This window comes from Pseudomonas sp. FeS53a (assembly GCF_000931385.1).
In the GTDB taxonomy this organism is placed as follows: domain Bacteria; phylum Pseudomonadota; class Gammaproteobacteria; order Pseudomonadales; family Pseudomonadaceae; genus Metapseudomonas; species Metapseudomonas otitidis.
Map to the genome: position 1 here is coordinate 41,521 of NZ_JYFT01000034.1, position 14,174 is coordinate 55,694.

The 14,174-nt window shown below is 68.1% G+C and carries 15 protein-coding genes and 1 pseudogene; 5 read left to right on the plus strand and 11 right to left on the minus strand.

What is annotated here, in order from left to right; genetic code table 11:
• Nucleotides 1-96: 96 nt before the first annotated feature.
• The 3 genes and pseudogenes from SZ55_RS29045 to SZ55_RS28285 form a co-directional block, all read left to right on the plus strand.
• Nucleotides 97-540: pseudogene (locus SZ55_RS29045) on the plus strand (methyl-accepting chemotaxis protein); the annotation flags it as partial.
• 39 nt (nt 541-579) lie between these two features.
• Nucleotides 580-876 (plus strand): PAS domain-containing protein, encoded by a 297-nt coding sequence (locus SZ55_RS27970; protein WP_074971794.1) that lies wholly within the window; start codon nt 580-582, stop codon nt 874-876.
• On the plus strand, nt 867-1,007 hold the full coding sequence (locus tag SZ55_RS28285) for a hypothetical protein (RefSeq protein ID WP_160158561.1): 141 nt from the start codon (nt 867-869) through the stop codon (nt 1,005-1,007). Before SZ55_RS27970 ends, SZ55_RS28285 begins: the two co-directional genes overlap by 10 nt.
• Before the next feature lie 4 nt (nt 1,008-1,011).
• Here the strand turns inward: SZ55_RS28285 and SZ55_RS09365 are convergent, their stop codons facing one another.
• From SZ55_RS09365 to SZ55_RS09375, 3 genes are read right to left on the minus strand one after another with little or no spacing between them, the layout of a single operon-like run.
• Complete coding sequence (locus tag SZ55_RS09365) at nt 1,012-1,959, minus strand: FecR family protein (protein WP_236692401.1); 948 nt, start codon at nt 1,957-1,959, stop codon at nt 1,012-1,014.
• A 45-nt stretch (nt 1,960-2,004) separates the two neighbouring features.
• A complete protein-coding gene (locus tag SZ55_RS09370; protein WP_044404636.1) occupies nt 2,005-2,550 on the minus strand; it encodes an RNA polymerase sigma factor in 546 nt (181 codons plus the stop codon).
• Entirely contained in the window at nt 2,547-3,224 is a 678-nt protein-coding gene (locus tag SZ55_RS09375) for a TonB-dependent outer membrane receptor (RefSeq protein WP_236692402.1), read from the minus strand. Before SZ55_RS09375 ends, SZ55_RS09370 begins: the two co-directional genes overlap by 4 nt.
• A gap of 167 nt (nt 3,225-3,391) precedes the next feature.
• Between SZ55_RS09375 and SZ55_RS09380 the strand changes: the two genes are divergently transcribed.
• Complete coding sequence (locus SZ55_RS09380; protein WP_044404639.1) at nt 3,392-3,694, plus strand: hypothetical protein; 303 nt, start codon at nt 3,392-3,394, stop codon at nt 3,692-3,694.
• A gap of 185 nt (nt 3,695-3,879) precedes the next feature.
• Here the strand turns inward: SZ55_RS09380 and SZ55_RS09385 are convergent, their stop codons facing one another.
• The 8 genes from SZ55_RS09385 to SZ55_RS09420 form a co-directional block, all read right to left on the minus strand.
• A complete protein-coding gene (locus SZ55_RS09385; RefSeq protein ID WP_044404642.1) occupies nt 3,880-5,340 on the minus strand; it encodes an outer membrane protein transport protein in 1,461 nt (486 codons plus the stop codon).
• Nucleotides 5,341-5,531: 191 nt separating this feature from the next.
• Nucleotides 5,532-6,011, minus strand: coding sequence for an alkane oxidation protein activator PraB (gene praB, locus SZ55_RS09390; RefSeq protein ID WP_044404645.1), 480 nt, complete (start codon nt 6,009-6,011; stop codon nt 5,532-5,534).
• Between the two features lie 1,081 nt (nt 6,012-7,092).
• Entirely contained in the window at nt 7,093-8,352 is a 1,260-nt protein-coding gene (locus SZ55_RS09395) for an efflux RND transporter periplasmic adaptor subunit (RefSeq protein WP_044404649.1), read from the minus strand.
• Nucleotides 8,342-9,823: a TolC family protein gene (locus tag SZ55_RS09400; RefSeq protein ID WP_044404651.1), complete on the minus strand. Its 1,482-nt coding sequence runs from the start codon at nt 9,821-9,823 to the stop codon at nt 8,342-8,344. The genes SZ55_RS09395 and SZ55_RS09400 overlap by 11 nt, the downstream gene beginning before the upstream one ends.
• Nucleotides 9,816-11,027 (minus strand): ABC transporter permease, encoded by a 1,212-nt coding sequence (locus SZ55_RS09405; protein ID WP_044404654.1) that lies wholly within the window; start codon nt 11,025-11,027, stop codon nt 9,816-9,818. The genes SZ55_RS09400 and SZ55_RS09405 overlap by 8 nt, the downstream gene beginning before the upstream one ends.
• The gene (locus tag SZ55_RS09410) at nt 11,024-11,725 is read right to left on the minus strand and encodes an ABC transporter ATP-binding protein (RefSeq protein ID WP_044404834.1); all 702 of its coding nucleotides are present in this window, start codon (nt 11,723-11,725) and stop codon (nt 11,024-11,026) included. The genes SZ55_RS09405 and SZ55_RS09410 overlap by 4 nt, the downstream gene beginning before the upstream one ends.
• A gap of 260 nt (nt 11,726-11,985) precedes the next feature.
• Nucleotides 11,986-12,315 carry a hypothetical protein gene (locus SZ55_RS09415; RefSeq protein WP_044404657.1) on the minus strand — a complete coding sequence of 110 codons (330 nt, stop codon included), beginning with the start codon at nt 12,313-12,315 and terminating at the stop codon, nt 11,986-11,988.
• An 80-nt stretch (nt 12,316-12,395) separates the two neighbouring features.
• Entirely contained in the window at nt 12,396-13,274 is an 879-nt protein-coding gene (locus tag SZ55_RS09420) for a LysR substrate-binding domain-containing protein (protein ID WP_044404660.1), read from the minus strand.
• Between the two features lie 95 nt (nt 13,275-13,369).
• Between SZ55_RS09420 and SZ55_RS09425 the strand changes: the two genes are divergently transcribed.
• Nucleotides 13,370-13,957 carry a glutathione S-transferase gene (locus tag SZ55_RS09425; RefSeq protein ID WP_044404662.1) on the plus strand — a complete coding sequence of 196 codons (588 nt, stop codon included), beginning with the start codon at nt 13,370-13,372 and terminating at the stop codon, nt 13,955-13,957.
• Nucleotides 13,958-14,174 lie beyond the last annotated feature (217 nt).

The following is a 14,174-nucleotide window of genomic DNA, read 5'->3' on the forward strand; positions in this document are numbered from 1 at the left end:
CAGCAAGCCGAATCAGAAGCTGCCCATGTGGCGTACGACACCGCGCGACAGACCGATGCCGAGGCCCAGGGCGGTGCGGAGGTGGTGAACCGTACCGTGGCGCTGGTCCAGGGCATCGCCGGCGAGCTGAACCATGCCGCCGAACGCATCGGCGCGGTGAGCCAGCAGTCGGACGTGATCAACAGCATCGTGCAGTCCATCCGTGGCATTGCCGACCAGACCAACCTGCTGGCCCTCAACGCGGCCATCGAAGCAGCGCGCGCCGGCGAACAAGGCCGGGGCTTCGCGGTGGTGGCCGACGAGGTGCGCAATCTCGCGGCCCGCACCGCACGGGCCACCGAGGAGATCGTCGAAGTGGTCAAGCGCAACCATGAGCTGGCCCAGGAGGCCGTCAGCAGCATGCGCGAGAGCTGCGACAAGGTGGACCAGGGCGTGCAGCTGGCCCACGAAGCAGGCCGAGCCATCCAGAGCATCCAGGACGGCGCCCAGCGGGTGGTCGACACCATCCAGCGCTTCACCAGCACCCTGCAGGCCCGTTGAACCGGGCCCAGGTGCCCTGCAACCCGAGGGGAGAACGACGTGGACGACCCGAACAAACCAGCCACCCCACCGGACACCCAGTTGGCAGACGCCCTGCGCCTGCAACTGCCGTTGCTCTACACCCAGGCCAACGGTCTGATCGCTTCTGCCAACCCACCCCTGCTGGAGTTGCTGGGCTATGGGCCGGACGAGGTGCTCGGTCGCCACTGCAGCCTGCTGCTGGCCTCACCCGAGGAGATGGCCGGCAGTGCATGCCTGCTGGGAGACCTCGCACGAAAAAAGTCGGCTACGTCCAGGTGCGCAAGGCCGATGGCGACTGCATCTGGATGGACGTGACCTGCCTGTCGCTGCGCCACCACCCGGAGGCCACAGCCGCTGCCGTCGCCATCCTTCGTGAGGCCGACCAGCGGATCAGCCAGCAGAAGCAACTGGACGGGCACATCAAGGCACTGCTCACGCCACGCTGAAGCGCTAGCCGACCAGCAACACCCCACCCGGCAGCTCGGCCACCCGGGCGCCGTAGGCATCGCGGATCAACCCCGCCACCTGGACCAACTGATCGAGGCGGAAGCGGGCCTGCACCCGGCGCTGGCCGAGCTGGGCATTGAGCAGCAGGATCATCCCGGGGCGGTAGCGGTTGATCTCGTCGATCACCTCGGCCAGCGGGGTGTCGTCGAACACCAGCATCTGCCGTCGCCAGGCGGTGACCTGCTCCGCGTCGAAGGGCTGCGGCTCGCCCCGCTGCTGCGGGTCATAACGCAGCTGGCGCCCCGCCGGGAGCACCAGGGCATGGCCCTGCAGCACCAGTGAGAGGTTGCCTGCCAGGCAGGTGACGCACACCTGCCCTTCCCGCGCGCGCAGGTTGAAGCGCGCGCCCTGGGCGTCCACCGTGCCGCCGGCAGCGAGGATCCGCACCGGCACGCGGGCCAGTACGTCCACTTCGCCTTCGAGCACTTCCAGGTTCACCCGGCCGGCACCCGTCGCCTGCCGCTTGATGCGGGTGTCGGTGTTCAGTTCCAGCACCAGCCCCTCGCCCGCTTCGATGCGGCGCTGCTCACCCACGGCGGTGCTGTAGTCACCCCGGTCGTGCAAGGCAGGCCGCAGCATGACCAGCGCCACCGAGGCCGCGATGGCGCCCCCGAGGAAAGCGCGTCGACCAATGCGGCGGGGTGGCAGCGGAATCACCGGCGCGGCTGGCGAGGCCAGGCGCTCGGCCGCCGGCCCCAGGGCCTGCCACAGGCCATGGACCTGGCGGAACGCAGCTGCATGAGCGGTGCTGCGCGCGCACCACTGGCGAAAGGCCTCGGCATCCCGACCGGTGGCTTCGCCCGAGGTGAGGCGCAGCAACCAGGCATGGGCTTCGTCCCGCAGGGGGTGGCGGCCGTCGGGGTCGGTCAGGGGCTGGAGGTCGTCGTTCAAGCGCGGGGACTCGGGTTGGGGGATCGATTCGGCGTGTGCCTGTTCCTAGGACTGTTTTCCGGCGCCGGGACCGAACCGCTGCACCACTTTTCTTTCCAGCCGGCCGGCGCAATGCGCCAGGGCGGCCTTCAGTTCCTTCTCCACCGTGCGGGTGGAGATGTTGAAGCGCCGGGCCAGCTCCTGGTGCGGGACCTCCTCCATGCGCGAGGCCACCAGGATCTGCCGGCGGCGCGGGCTGAGTTCGGCCAGCGCCTCGACCAGGGCGAGGATTTCCACCTGGCCGCCGACGATCGCTGCCGGGTCGCGGGGCTCTTCGACGCTTTCCAGCAGCACTTGCACCTCGGCGCCGGTCAGCAGTCGCGCGTCCTGGGCGCGGCGGTCGGCCGCCACGTTGAGCGCCATGCGGTAGAGGTAGGCGTCGGGCCGCTGCAGGTCCTCGGGCTCGTCCATGCGCCCGACCCGCAGGTAGGTCTCGTGGAGCACGTCGCCAGCCAGGTCGTCGGACCCCAGGCGGCGACGCAGGCGCACCCGGAACTGCTCGTACGAGGCCAGGAAGACCCGCAGCAGCCGGCCGGGGGTCTTGTCGTTCATGTTCCCGCCGCGTTCATCCACGTATCGCACTCCATGCCGGCGGCCGACTCCGGCACCACCAGCACCGTGATCGGCTGCGGCAGCGACGAGGGCGGCGCCCTGTCTGTCCTCATGTCCCTCAGGCGCTCCACCAGCGCCGCATCTCGCATCAGGTCACCCGTGCTGGCCAGCAGGCGGCTGTGCTCGACCCGCCCGCCCCGGCCGATCCACAGCTGCAGCGCAGCGCGGTAGTGGCCGGGCCGGGTCAGCGGCTCGGTGCACAGTGCCCGGCCCAGGGCCGTCTGCAGCACCCGGGCGAAGCTGCCCACGCCGCGCGGGGCCTGGGCCGTGCGTGACGCAGCCGTCGACGCCAGGCGGGCCGGCGCCAGGGTGAACCCCTCGTTCCCGGCGTGCAGTGCCATCAGCCCGGTGCCGGCCAGCAGCCGCTCCAATCCCTGGCGAAGGCCATAGCGGCCCCTCAGCGGCGCCGAACGACGCCCCCGTGTCAGCTCCCGGTCGACCAGCACGGCCAGGCCGGTGGCGGTGCCATAGCGATCCAGCGCCGCCGCCAACGGCTGGGCCGGGATGTCGAAGTCCACCTGGCGCTCCGGCGCCTCGGCCCGGCACAGGGTGCTGGCCACCAGCATCCAGCACGCCGCCAGCAGGCAAAACCCGGCCATGACCCGGTTAGACATAGGGTGAACGACCCACGCTGAACGTCCGGGCACTGTCGTCCCGATTAGCGGGTCATGCTGACGGCCGTTCATGTCATTTGTGTGATGGAACCTGCAAGAAAACCATCGCTGGCACAGCCCGGGGATTTGCGTAGAGTCGCTGCCATACCCCTTTCCCGGAGGTTCACATGCGTACCCTGTTCTGCACCCTGGCCCTGCTGGTCGCCGTCCCGGCCCTGGCCGACGACGCCCCGCGCAACGGCGGCTGCGTGGAGGTGGAAGTCAATGGCTACAAGGCGCTGTCCTACGAATGCCTGACCGAAAGGTTGGCCAACCCCGAAGGCGAAGAGGCCGCCCGGCGTAATGCCGCGATGCAGCGCTCACCCCTGGAGCGCAGCGCGCCCGGCCAGATGGGCCTGGCCACGCCAGCGGCGACGTCGGTGCGCATGGGCAATCAGTTCGGCCAGTCGGTGCACCCGCAGCGTCCCTGAAGGCGAGGATCCGTCCCCGCCGGGTTTCGGCTGCAGCATGGGAAGCCCGGAACGTAAAAAAAGGCAGGCCCACCCGTGGTGAGGACACGGGTGATCGGCCTGCCCAAACGTCCACTTACTGTTCCGGATCGGCCCGATGCCCCGGGAACCGGGCCGTGAGGGGTATGACGCGGGGGGACCGCGACTTAGAACAGGTAGGTGGCCGAAACGCTGAAGACCTGGCCCTTGGCGTCGACCTTGCCGTCGATGCTGCCGCCTCCGAGGCGCGGCTGGTTGACGGTGCGCAGGCGGCCCTCGTCGACGAACTGGCGGGAGTACGCCATGTCCACGCTGAGGTTCGGGTCGAAGCCGAAGCGGTAGCTGCCGCCGAGGGACACGAAGGTCCGGTCGCCATCCGGGATGCGCGCATCGCGGGTGGAGTTGCGGGTCGGCGTCTGGTCCAGCGCCACGCCCGCCCGCAGGGTCAACTGGTCGTTGAAGCGGTAGTCACCGCCCAGCGAGTACATCCAGGTGTCCTTGTAGTTGTAGGGAATGTCGACGATCAGGTTGCCGTTGGAAGTGAGCTTGAGGGACTTGAAGGAAGACCACTCGGTCCAGGTGACGCTGGCACCCAGGCTGAAGCTGTCGTTAAAGTCGTGGACCCAGTCAAGGACCGCCATGGCCGGGATGTCCATGCGGGACTTGGCCTTGGCGCCATCGGGGTTAAGCACCAGCCCGGGATAAACCGCTCCCAAAGCGGTCGGATTCATCAAGTCTTTGGATGTCAGGAAGCTCAAACCGTCAGCATCGGAAAAATGCCAGTTATAGTCCCCTTCCAGCTCATTCTTGATACGTGCGTGATACGCCAGACCCAAGGTGTCCTGAGCGGTCGGTTTCCAAGCAACGCTGGCAAACCAGCCCGGCGATACGTTGTCCACTTTCACCCGCATCTTGGCCCGTGTCATACCGACAGGAAGATCCAAGGGTTCGAAAATGGATCCCGGTGCGGCTGACGCCGCAGCCAACAGGTCGACGTTCTGGCTGACAAAGCCCTGGGTGCGCTGGATTACCACACCACCACCTACTGCCCACTGATCATCGATCTTGAAAGACAACGAGCCAGCCAGCGCGGCAGTCTCGATCTTGGTATCGAGGGCAAAGTCCTTGCCTTTGAAGGTGTTGTCCCACGTGCTGCGCATCCCCATGGGCGCAACCTGGGACAAGCCAAATGCAAAGCGGTCCCCAAGAGGAATCACCAGGAACTGGGTGGGCAGCCACTTGCTGAAGCCACCATTACCGCCATCCCCTAGCTCGCGGGTCTCGCCGGTATTAGCGTCGACGACTTCATTACGAGGGCGACCCTTGTAATCGTAGGCTTCCCCCTTGAATTTCAAATCGATGTCGGCGTAGATCGCCGAAATCTGCCCAACCGGCCGCTCAATAAAAGCCATCGCAGCAGGGTTGTTGTAAGCGGCTGCCGGGTCGTTGTGCCACAGGGAACCACCGGCAAAGGCACGGCCCCAACCGGGGGTGCCGTAGGTGGGCACGGCGAAGGCACCGGCCTCGGCCTGCTGGACGCCGAGCAGGGCGCCGACCACGGCGAGGCTGAGCAGCGAGCGACGTAGGACGGGGACGTTACGTTGGGATGACGGGATAAACGGCTTCATGACAACTCCTTGGTTCTTATTGTTGTGCGCTGGTGCATCCGATGGCGGACTTCCGAGTCACTCGACGTACAACCGCTCACCGGCCGGCGTTCGTTCGGGGCATCGCCTCGGGGCGTACGGGGTACGCGCAATTGTTATGGGGGTTGGATCGCTGGAAACGGCCCTTCCCACCTGGGGAAGGGCCGGTGCCATCAGGGCAGGACGGTGAAGGCCGGGTTCGGGCTTACCGACAGGCTCTGGATGGTGCAGTTACCGACCTGCTGGTTCGGAGTCAGGGTCAGGGTGTTGGTGGCGTTGCTCCAGGCACCGCTCACGGTCACCGGCGAGGAACTGCAATTCACGCCAGCCACAGTGAACTTGACGCCGCTGACGGTGCCGGTGGTGGTGCTGGTGGCGGTCAGGGTCCAGGGCAGCCCGGAAGTACCAGCCACAGCGCAGGCACCACCTCCAGTGATGTTCACCGCGGTGATGGTGGCGGTGTTGTTGTTGTTGGTGGTGCCGATGAATTCCACGTTGCAGGTGACCGGGTTAAGAAACTTCGGTTTCACCACCGAAATGCCCTTGGCGGAGAACGGCGTGTTGGTCGGGGTGATGGTCACTGCCATGGCAGAGGAAGCGCCCATGCAGAGGGCCAGGGCAGCGGTAGCAACGGAGATTTTGGACATTTTCATTGTTTTTCGTTCCTTGGTTGATAAGCAAAGCATGGTTGTTTTGGTCACCTGGGAATGAACCACTCAGACCTTCCTGTTGATCCCATGACCGCTTTTCAAACCTGGTGCGAACCCTTCCGTGGTCGACCCGCAGCTGCTGGCTGGGTATTCGGGTCCATCACGGCGGCACACTGCCCGCTCCAGGCTCCACAGGCCCGTCGGTGAATGCAAAGGTCGGCTCTCGAGAATGCAGCGATCCCTGGCTGCGCTTGTCGTCCTTCACACGCCCCGGCGAGGCGCTGACCGTGCCGCCCGGAGTCGGGCGGCCATCGTTCACTGCTGTCGATTGATCCGGGCCCCGAGGCCCTGGACAGGGTGCTGCCGATACCGCCTCGCAGGCGGTGCGAGCACGACGAAGCCGGCAGTTGGCCAAGCTTCGTCGCGAAAGAGCCGGGCGGCAGATTCCCGGCGGGTGATAGGTGCGTGGCCCAAGTGGGCGAAGACGTGGAGCATCCGTTGCCACCTCCCTGCTGCGTTCCAATGCGTAGCGATCGTGGTTACCGATTCGCCAGGGTTCGTTGCTGTTGGCGTCTTTCCGTAGGCGTTACACCCCAACTCGTGTGGGGCATTGCCAGGTCGTTGCGCCAGAACTGAGATTAGGTTGGTGAACTGCGATTCATACCTAGCAAAAGATGGGTCCCCCTCGACCTAGAGCGCCCCAGCGAAGCGGTGCGGACGGGAACTTCCTACACACTTTCTCCCGAGCACGCGCTGACCGCCCCGTCAGGTCTGGGCTGGGGGCGTGTTTCCATTGGGGACACCGCACCAGAATGGCGCACGAACGGGTGGTTGGAAGATGGACACCGACGGCGGATTGGCAATGCGTCGAGAGGGGATTGGCAGCGAGACGGGCGGGAACAGGAAGGTAAAAGTGGGCTTATGCCGCCTTTATTGGGCGATCTTTCTCGTCTGCCGAGCTGCAGGGGGTGCGATACAGGCTGCGGTTCGAGCCGAACGTTGGAGGGGCGGCGCTCTGTCCCGGGCTGAAGCCCGGGCTACGGGCAGCTACGGGCAGCTACGGGCAGCTACGGACAGCTGTGGCTCAGCCGTCCAGCGCCACCTGGCCGGGTTGCAGGTCGAAGACTTCGATGCCGCCGCGGGTGGCCCGCCCAGGGCGCACCTGCAGGCGATGCACGGCGGCCTCGGGGGTGGCGCGGTAGTCCACCCACCAGCGCCCGTCCTCGTTGCGCAGGGCACGGGGCGGTAGCACCAGGGCCGACGGGTTGCTGTAGACCTGGATCGACAAGCGCGCACTCATACCCAGGCGCACGCGTGCCAGTTGATCCTCGTCGAGATCGGCGACGGCCACCACCACCTCGAACTGGGCCCCGCCCTGCCCGTTTCCCGCCAGGGCCTGCCCACCGACCACGCTGACCGTGCCCTGCAGCGCCTCGCCCTCGAAGCCGTCGCCCTCCACCCGCACCGGCAAGCCTTCCCGCAACTGGTTCACGTCCAGCTCCGAGACCCGCGCGACGATGCGCAGCCGCTCGATACCGGCCACGCCGAACAACGGCGCTCCCTGGGTCACCGTGGCACCGGCTTGGACCGGACCTCGGGTGGCGTCCTCGGGGGTGCCGCTGCCCGGCGGCGCGACCAGGATGCCGGCGAAGGGTGCGCGTACTTCCCGGGCTTCCAGCAAGGCCTGCTGGGCCCTGTGGCGCGCTTCGGCGTTGGTCAGCTCCATCCGGGCGATCTGCAGGTACTCACCGCTGCCCCGGTTGCGCGAGCGGGCCAGGTCGCGCTCGGCGGCCTCACGGTCGAGGCGCTGGAGGCGGGCCTGCTGTTCCAGGTCTTCCAGCTCGTTGCGCGGGATGATGCCGCGCTCATACAAGGCGCGGGTCTGGGCCAGCTTCTTCTCGCTGCTGGCCAGGGCCAGTTCGGCACTGCGCAGGGTGCGCCGGGCGCGGGTCATCTCCTCGCCGCTGTCCCAGTCCTCCAGCTCCTGCAGGGTGCGCCGGGCACGCAGCAGGCTGGCCAGGGCTTCACGCTGCTGCACCTCGGTCTCGCCGGTGTCCATGCGCAGCAGCAACTGGCCGCTCTTCACCCGCTGTCCGAGCGCCACGGGCAGCTCGGCCACCCGCCCGGCGAAGGGCGCAGTCAGCACCCAGGTACGCTCGGCCTCGATGCGCCCCACCAGGCCCACGCTCTGCTCCAGCGGCTCGGGCTGCACCGTTACCCATTGGCGCCCTGCCGGCTCCCGCGCCGGGGCGTCACGCAGGCCCCAGGCCAGGCCGGCCACCAGCAGCAGCGGCAGGATCAGGAACAGCCCACGGCGGATGAGGGCGCGACGGTCAGTAGTCATTGAGCGAAATGTCCCATCGGTCGAGTGTGAGGCCCAGGGTCAGGTCCAGGCGCGTCTGCGCCTCCAGGTAGGCCAGCATCGCGCTGAGGCGGGCATTTTCCGCATTGCGCAGGTCATTCTCGAAACTGAGCACCTGGAAGTTGCTGGATCGCCCGGCGGCCAGCTTCTCCCGCTCGATCTCCAGTTTGCGCTGGGACAGGGCCAGGGCGCGGTTGGCGATCTCCAGCTGGCGCCAGCGGGTGCCCACGTCGCGCACCACGTCGGTGACGTTGCGCTCCAGCAGTTGCCGCGCATCGGCCACCTGCAGGGCCTGGTCCTCGACGTTGACCCGCGCCTGCACCTCCGCCTGGCGCCGCGACAGGTCGCCGATGGGGATGTCCACACGGATGCCGGCGTAGCTGTCCCAGGAGCGGTCGGAGCCGCTGGCGGTGGGGTAGCTGTAGCGATCCTGGCGCTGGCTGCCCCCCACCTCCAGTGACACATCCCACAAGCGTTGGTTCTCGGCGATCACCAGGTTGAGGTCGGCCTGCTCCTGGGCGATCAGCTGGCGCAGGTAATCCGGCTGCTGCTGCTCGGCCAGGCGCAAGGCCTGTTCGCGGTTCACCTCCATCGGCTCGGCCCCCAGCTCGTCGCTGGCGCGGACACGCGAGGACAGGTCCAGGGCCAGCAGGCGCAACAGCTCCAGGCGCGAGGTGTCCACCTGGTTGGCGGCCTCCTCCACGCCCAGCTCCTGGGTGGCCAGGTCGGCTTCGGTCTGCACGATCTCGAATTCGGCCATGCGCCCGGCCTCGATCATCGAACGGTTGACCTTGACCAGCTCGCGGGTGCGCTCCAGCGCGGCACGGGCGATACGCAGCTGCTCCTGGGCCCGCAGCAGGTTGCGGTAGGCGCTGATGATGGCGGTGATGGTCTGCGAGACGCTGGACTTCAGCGCCAGTCGATTGGCCTGCTCGGCGAGCTGGGCGATGCGCACCGGCGCCCGGTTCACCTCGCGCCCGGCGTTGCGCAGCAGCGGCTGGATAAGCGTCAGGTCGACGCCATCGTTGCGCCGCCGACCGGCCACGTCGGCCTCGTTGTAGCCATGGCTCCAGCTCAGGGCGACCTGGGTACCGTACTCGCCGAGCACCACGGCGGTGGGCCCGATGCGCCCGTCGCGGTAGCGGTCCTGGTGGTTGCGGTTGGCCCGGTAGGTGCCACTGATGTAGAGCTTGGGCGAGAAGGCATCCTCCGCCACCCGCAGGTCGAACTTCTGCGCGATGCGCCGCAGGTAGCTGCTCTGGATGCTGCGGTTGTTGCGCAGGCCCAGGGCCACGGCATCCAGCAGGCTGAGGTCGGCCTCCTGCTCGCTCAGCAGTACGCTGCGGCTCTCCCCCGCCATGCTCGGTGCGGAGGGCGAGAGCCGCTCGCTCCATGGCGCTCCCAAGGCAGGCAACGCCATGGCCAGGAGCGACGCCAGCAGGGCCTTACGCATCGCGCAGGGCCTCGACCGGCTGCAGGCGCGAAGCGGACACCGCCGGATAGAGGCCGAAGAACAGCCCCACCAGCAGCGTGCTGCCCATCCCCAGCGGCAGCGCCGAGGCCGCCAGGCTGAAGGCCCAGCCGGATAGCCAGGCGTAACCCCAGGCGGCGGCGATGCCCAGCAGTGCACCGGACAGCGCACCGGCAGCGGTCAGCGTCACCGCTTCCAACAGGAACAGGTTGCGGATGWCCCGCTGCCGCGCCCCCAGGGCCACGCGTACCCCGATCTCCCGGCGGCGCTCGCTGACGTTCATCAGCATCACATTCATGACCCCCACCCCGCCGCCAGCCAGGGAGATCGCCCCCAGCCCGCCCAGCAGGTAGGTAAAGGTACGGGTCTGTTGCTGCATGGCCTCGATCATCTGCTCGGCCACCTGCAGGGCGCCTTTCTCCTCCCCGGCGATGCGGTCGTTGACCCAGGCCGCTACCCGCTCGCCCACTGGCGCAACGGCCTGGCCGGGCGCCACCCGGGCCAGCAGTGCACCGAGGCGCGGGTCGGCATTCACCCGGGCCATCCCGCTTTCGGTGAGGAACAGCGAATCGTTGCTTGTGAAGGGGATGATCCCGCCCTCCCCCTGGGCCCGCAGCCGGCCGATCACCTGGAACTGGTAGTGGCCGATGCGCAGCCAGTCGCCGACCCGCAGCGGGTCATCCGGCTCCCCCAGCACCTGGGCGGCGCGACTGCCGACCACCACGAAGGCTTCGCGCCGGTCGAAGGCGGACAGAGTGCGCCCTTCCGCCAGGCGCAGCCCGGCGGTATCCGCCAGCGCATCGCCGGCCCCCACCAGCGCGAGGTTGGTGCTGCGCCCGTGGAACACCACCGGCGCGCTGTAGAGCACCACCGGGCTGGCGGTGGCGACCTCGGGCACGGCTTGGCGCAAGGCCTCCACGTCGAGGCGCAGCGGCAGTCCGTCCTGCCCCCTCGCACCGGAGGGCAGTTGCACCACCACCGTCTCGGTGCCCATCTCCTTGAACACGCTCATGGCCTGGTCGGCCGCGTTGCTGCCGATGTTGAGCAGCGCGATCACCGAGCAACTGCCCATGACGATGCCCAGCAGCGCCAGCAGGGAACGCCGCCCCAGGTTGCGCAGGCTGCCGATGGCCTCGTGCAGCAACTGGCCCAGGGAGGGCGAGGCGAACCCGGTGTGGGCGCTCATGCCGGCAACGCCTCGCTGACGCGGCCCTGCACCACCCGCACCTGGCGGTCCAGGCGCTCGGCGATGCCGGGGTCGTGGGTGACGATCACCAGGGTCACGCCCTGGTCGCGGTTGAGCGCGAGCAACAGCGCCATGATGTCCTCGGCGGTGGCCGTATCCAGGTTGCCGGTGGGCTCGTCGGCCAGGATCAGCGAGGGCTCGCCCACCAGCGCCCGGGCGATGGCCACCCGCTGCCGCTGGCCGCCGGACAGGTCGGCCGGGCGATGGGCCGAGCGCTGCGCCAGGCCGACCTGCTCCAGCACCGCCCGCGCCCGCTCGCGGGACTCGCCCAGGGGCACGCCTCGGTAGCCCAGGGGCAGCGCCACGTTGTCCAGCGCGCTCAGGCGCGGCAGCAGGTTGAAACTCTGGAAGACGAAGCCGATCAGGCGATTGCGCAGGGCCGCCAGCTGATCCGGCGTGGCCCGCAGCACGTCCTGCCCGGCCAGGTGGTAGTCGCCGGCGCTGGGCCGGTCGAGCAGGCCGAGGACGTTGAGCAGGGTGCTCTTGCCCGACCCGGAGCTGCCGAGGATGGCGCAGCTCTCGCCACGCGCCACCTCAAGGGAGACACCGCGCAGGATGCTCAGCTCCTGGCCGGCGTGGTGGTAACGCTTGTCGATGTCCCGCAGGCGGATGAGCCGCTCGTTATTGTTGTGCAACATGTCCATGTTTCCGCCGTTCCGTACTGTGCGCCGCGCCCGCAGGACGTGGGCGAAACCGCTCTAAAACCGGCATCCGCGCCGGCCCAGGCAGTGCCCGGCGCAGCGCTCAGTAAGAGCAAAAATCCCTCTCAGGTAAAGCCAATCTTTAGTTTGGGGACCCCGTCGCTGCCTGGGCTGCGACGGGTGGAGCGCTCCTTTTCATCGCAGAGTCACCGGTGTCCCCACCCTCAACACGAATGAGGCTGGGACGGGTGAACATGCTAGACGAATGCCTGGGCGCGGTGGCGGGAGCGCGGCAGGCGCTGCTTGCCGGGGGTCTGGCTCAGGCGGGCCTGCCAGCTCTGCCAGGCGCTGCCCTGGGTGGCGGCCTGCTGGGGGCTCTTGCGGGCAACAGGCTCGCTGCGCGGCGGCGTGACACGCGCCTGGGCGGCTGTGGCCTGGGGCGCGGCGCCCTGTTCAGCCTGGGTGAAGGCGTTGGTCCGGCGACAGGTCTTGCAGGTGACCTCGGCCGGCTGGTTGGAGGCGTTCAGGTTGGCATCGCTGCGGCCGCAGGCACCCTGGCCCTCTCCGCTCAGGAAATGGATAACCATTTGATTCTCCTAATAAAAAGGGGGCGGCATTATTCCCGCATCGCAGGGCCATTTCCAGCCGGATGGACCAACGGCAGGCGTCAAGCCGCCCCGTCGACCGCCTGCGCCTGCAGCCAGGTGACGAAGGCCTGCGCCAGCGCCGACAAGGGGCGTTGCCGGGGCCACACCAGCCAGTAGGGGAAGGGATAAGGCGCCGTTACGCTGCCGAGCTGGACCAGTTCGCCCCGGACGATGGCGTCCTGCACCAGGCTGCGTCGTTCGAGCGCAACGCCCTGCCCCAGCCGCGCCGCCTCCAGCACCAGGTTGGAGTCGTTGCACTCCAGGCCGCTGCGGGCGGGCGGTGCCACCCCGGCCTGCTGGCACCAGGCCTGCCAGGATTCGCTGCAGAACAGCGAGGCGCCCGCGACGATCGCGTCGGGCTCCTGGGGCAATAGCCCGCCATTGAAGAAGGGCGCGGCCACCGGCACCCACTCGTCGTGCAGCAGCAGGCGCGCCTCCACGCCGTCCCACTGGCCATCGCCCATGCGGATGCCCAGGTCCGCCGCGCTGTCGCCGAGGTGGACCACCTCCAGGGATGCCAGCAAGCGCAGGTGGATGCCGGGGTGACGCCGCTGGAAGTCCGGCAGGCGCGGCACCAGCCAGGCCCGGCCGAACGACGGCAGCACGGCGACCGTGACGGTCCCGGCCTGGGGCGGCGCCTTCACGCGGCGGGTCGCCTCGGCCATCTCCACCAGGGTGCGGCGGATCTGCAAGGCATACAGGCGCCCGGCCTCGCTGACCCGGAGGCCCCGCCCTTCGCGCACCAGCAGTGCGACGCCGAGGGCATCCTCCAATTGGCGCAATTGCTGGCTGACGGCCGAGTGGGTGACGTGCAGTTCGCGGGCTGCGCGGGTCACGCTGCCGAGCCGGGCCACGGCTTCGAAGCTGCGCAGCGCCGGCAAGGGTGGAAGGTCGGACATGTAAGCGCACCTAACGGAAAAGCCGAGAAAATAGCGATTTTATTCGTACCTTTCACGCTTTAGCGTAAGCAGCACTACGCAACAGGAGATCCCCCATGAAGCTCTACGGCATGCTCGACTCGCCCTATGTACGCCGCGTCGCCATCAGCCTCGATTGCTACGGCGTCCCCTTCGATCACCATCCGCTGTCGGTATTCAGCGACTTCGAGGCCTTCGCCCGGATCAATCCGGTGGTGAAGGCACCGACCCTGGTGCTGGACGATGGCACGGTGCTGATGGACTCGAACCTGATCCTCGATCACTTCGAGGCACAGGCGTCGCGCCCGCTGCTTCCGCCCAAGGATCGGCACCGTGTCCTGGCCCGGACAGGGCTGGCGCTGGTGGCCTGCGAAAAGGCCGTGCAGGTGGTGTATGAACGCCGCTTGCGGCCGGAAGCCAAGCAGCATGGCCCCTGGCTGGAGCGCGTGAGCCTGCAGCTGCGTGCTGCCTGTGCCGGGCTGGAGGCCAGCGCCCGCGCCGAGGTGGACACCCTCGACCAGGCGGCGATCAGCAGCGCGGTCGCCTGGGCCTTCATCCAGCATGTGGCAGCGGACCTGATCGACCCGGCGGACTACCCAGGCTGGAGCCGCGAGGCGCGCGCGCTCAACGACAGCGCGCTGTTCCGGCGCTATCCGCTCGAATGAGCAGCCGCCTCTCAAATTCCTATTCGAACTCAATCAAGCTCTATTTATTCCATTCAGCTATTAAATAGACCGATTCATTCTTTTTCAGCCCCTGCCCGCCCCTGACACACTGCGCTTCGCCTGGAGCCACCCTCCGGCAGCGGCGGGCGCCCTCACCCAGGGCGCCCGCCATCCCCGCATACGGTGCCCTGCGAATCGACAGGGCCCATCCAGGAGC

Bases quoted from the DNA above. Each gene is read 5' to 3' on its own strand.
- SZ55_RS28285 (WP_160158561.1), top strand. From the start codon at position 867: ATGGACGTGACCTGCCTGTCGCTGCGCCACCACCCGGAGGCCACAGCC.
- SZ55_RS09420 (WP_044404660.1), bottom strand. From the start codon at position 13,274: ATGTCCGACCTTCCACCCTTGCCGGCGCTGCGCAGCTTCGAAGCCGTG.
- SZ55_RS09400 (WP_044404651.1), bottom strand. From the start codon at position 9,823: ATGCGTAAGGCCCTGCTGGCGTCGCTCCTGGCCATGGCGTTGCCTGCC.
- SZ55_RS09375 (WP_236692402.1), bottom strand. From the start codon at position 3,224: ATGTCTAACCGGGTCATGGCCGGGTTTTGCCTGCTGGCGGCGTGCTGG.
- SZ55_RS09415 (WP_044404657.1), bottom strand. From the start codon at position 12,315: ATGGTTATCCATTTCCTGAGCGGAGAGGGCCAGGGTGCCTGCGGCCGC.
- SZ55_RS09410 (WP_044404834.1), bottom strand. From the start codon at position 11,725: ATGTTGCACAACAATAACGAGCGGCTCATCCGCCTGCGGGACATCGAC.
- SZ55_RS09380 (WP_044404639.1), top strand. From the start codon at position 3,392: ATGCGTACCCTGTTCTGCACCCTGGCCCTGCTGGTCGCCGTCCCGGCC.
- SZ55_RS09425 (WP_044404662.1), top strand. From the start codon at position 13,370: ATGAAGCTCTACGGCATGCTCGACTCGCCCTATGTACGCCGCGTCGCC.
- praB (WP_044404645.1), bottom strand. From the start codon at position 6,011: ATGAAAATGTCCAAAATCTCCGTTGCTACCGCTGCCCTGGCCCTCTGC.
- SZ55_RS09395 (WP_044404649.1), bottom strand. From the start codon at position 8,352: ATGACTACTGACCGTCGCGCCCTCATCCGCCGTGGGCTGTTCCTGATC.
- SZ55_RS09370 (WP_044404636.1), bottom strand. From the start codon at position 2,550: ATGAACGACAAGACCCCCGGCCGGCTGCTGCGGGTCTTCCTGGCCTCG.
- SZ55_RS09385 (WP_044404642.1), bottom strand. From the start codon at position 5,340: ATGAAGCCGTTTATCCCGTCATCCCAACGTAACGTCCCCGTCCTACGT.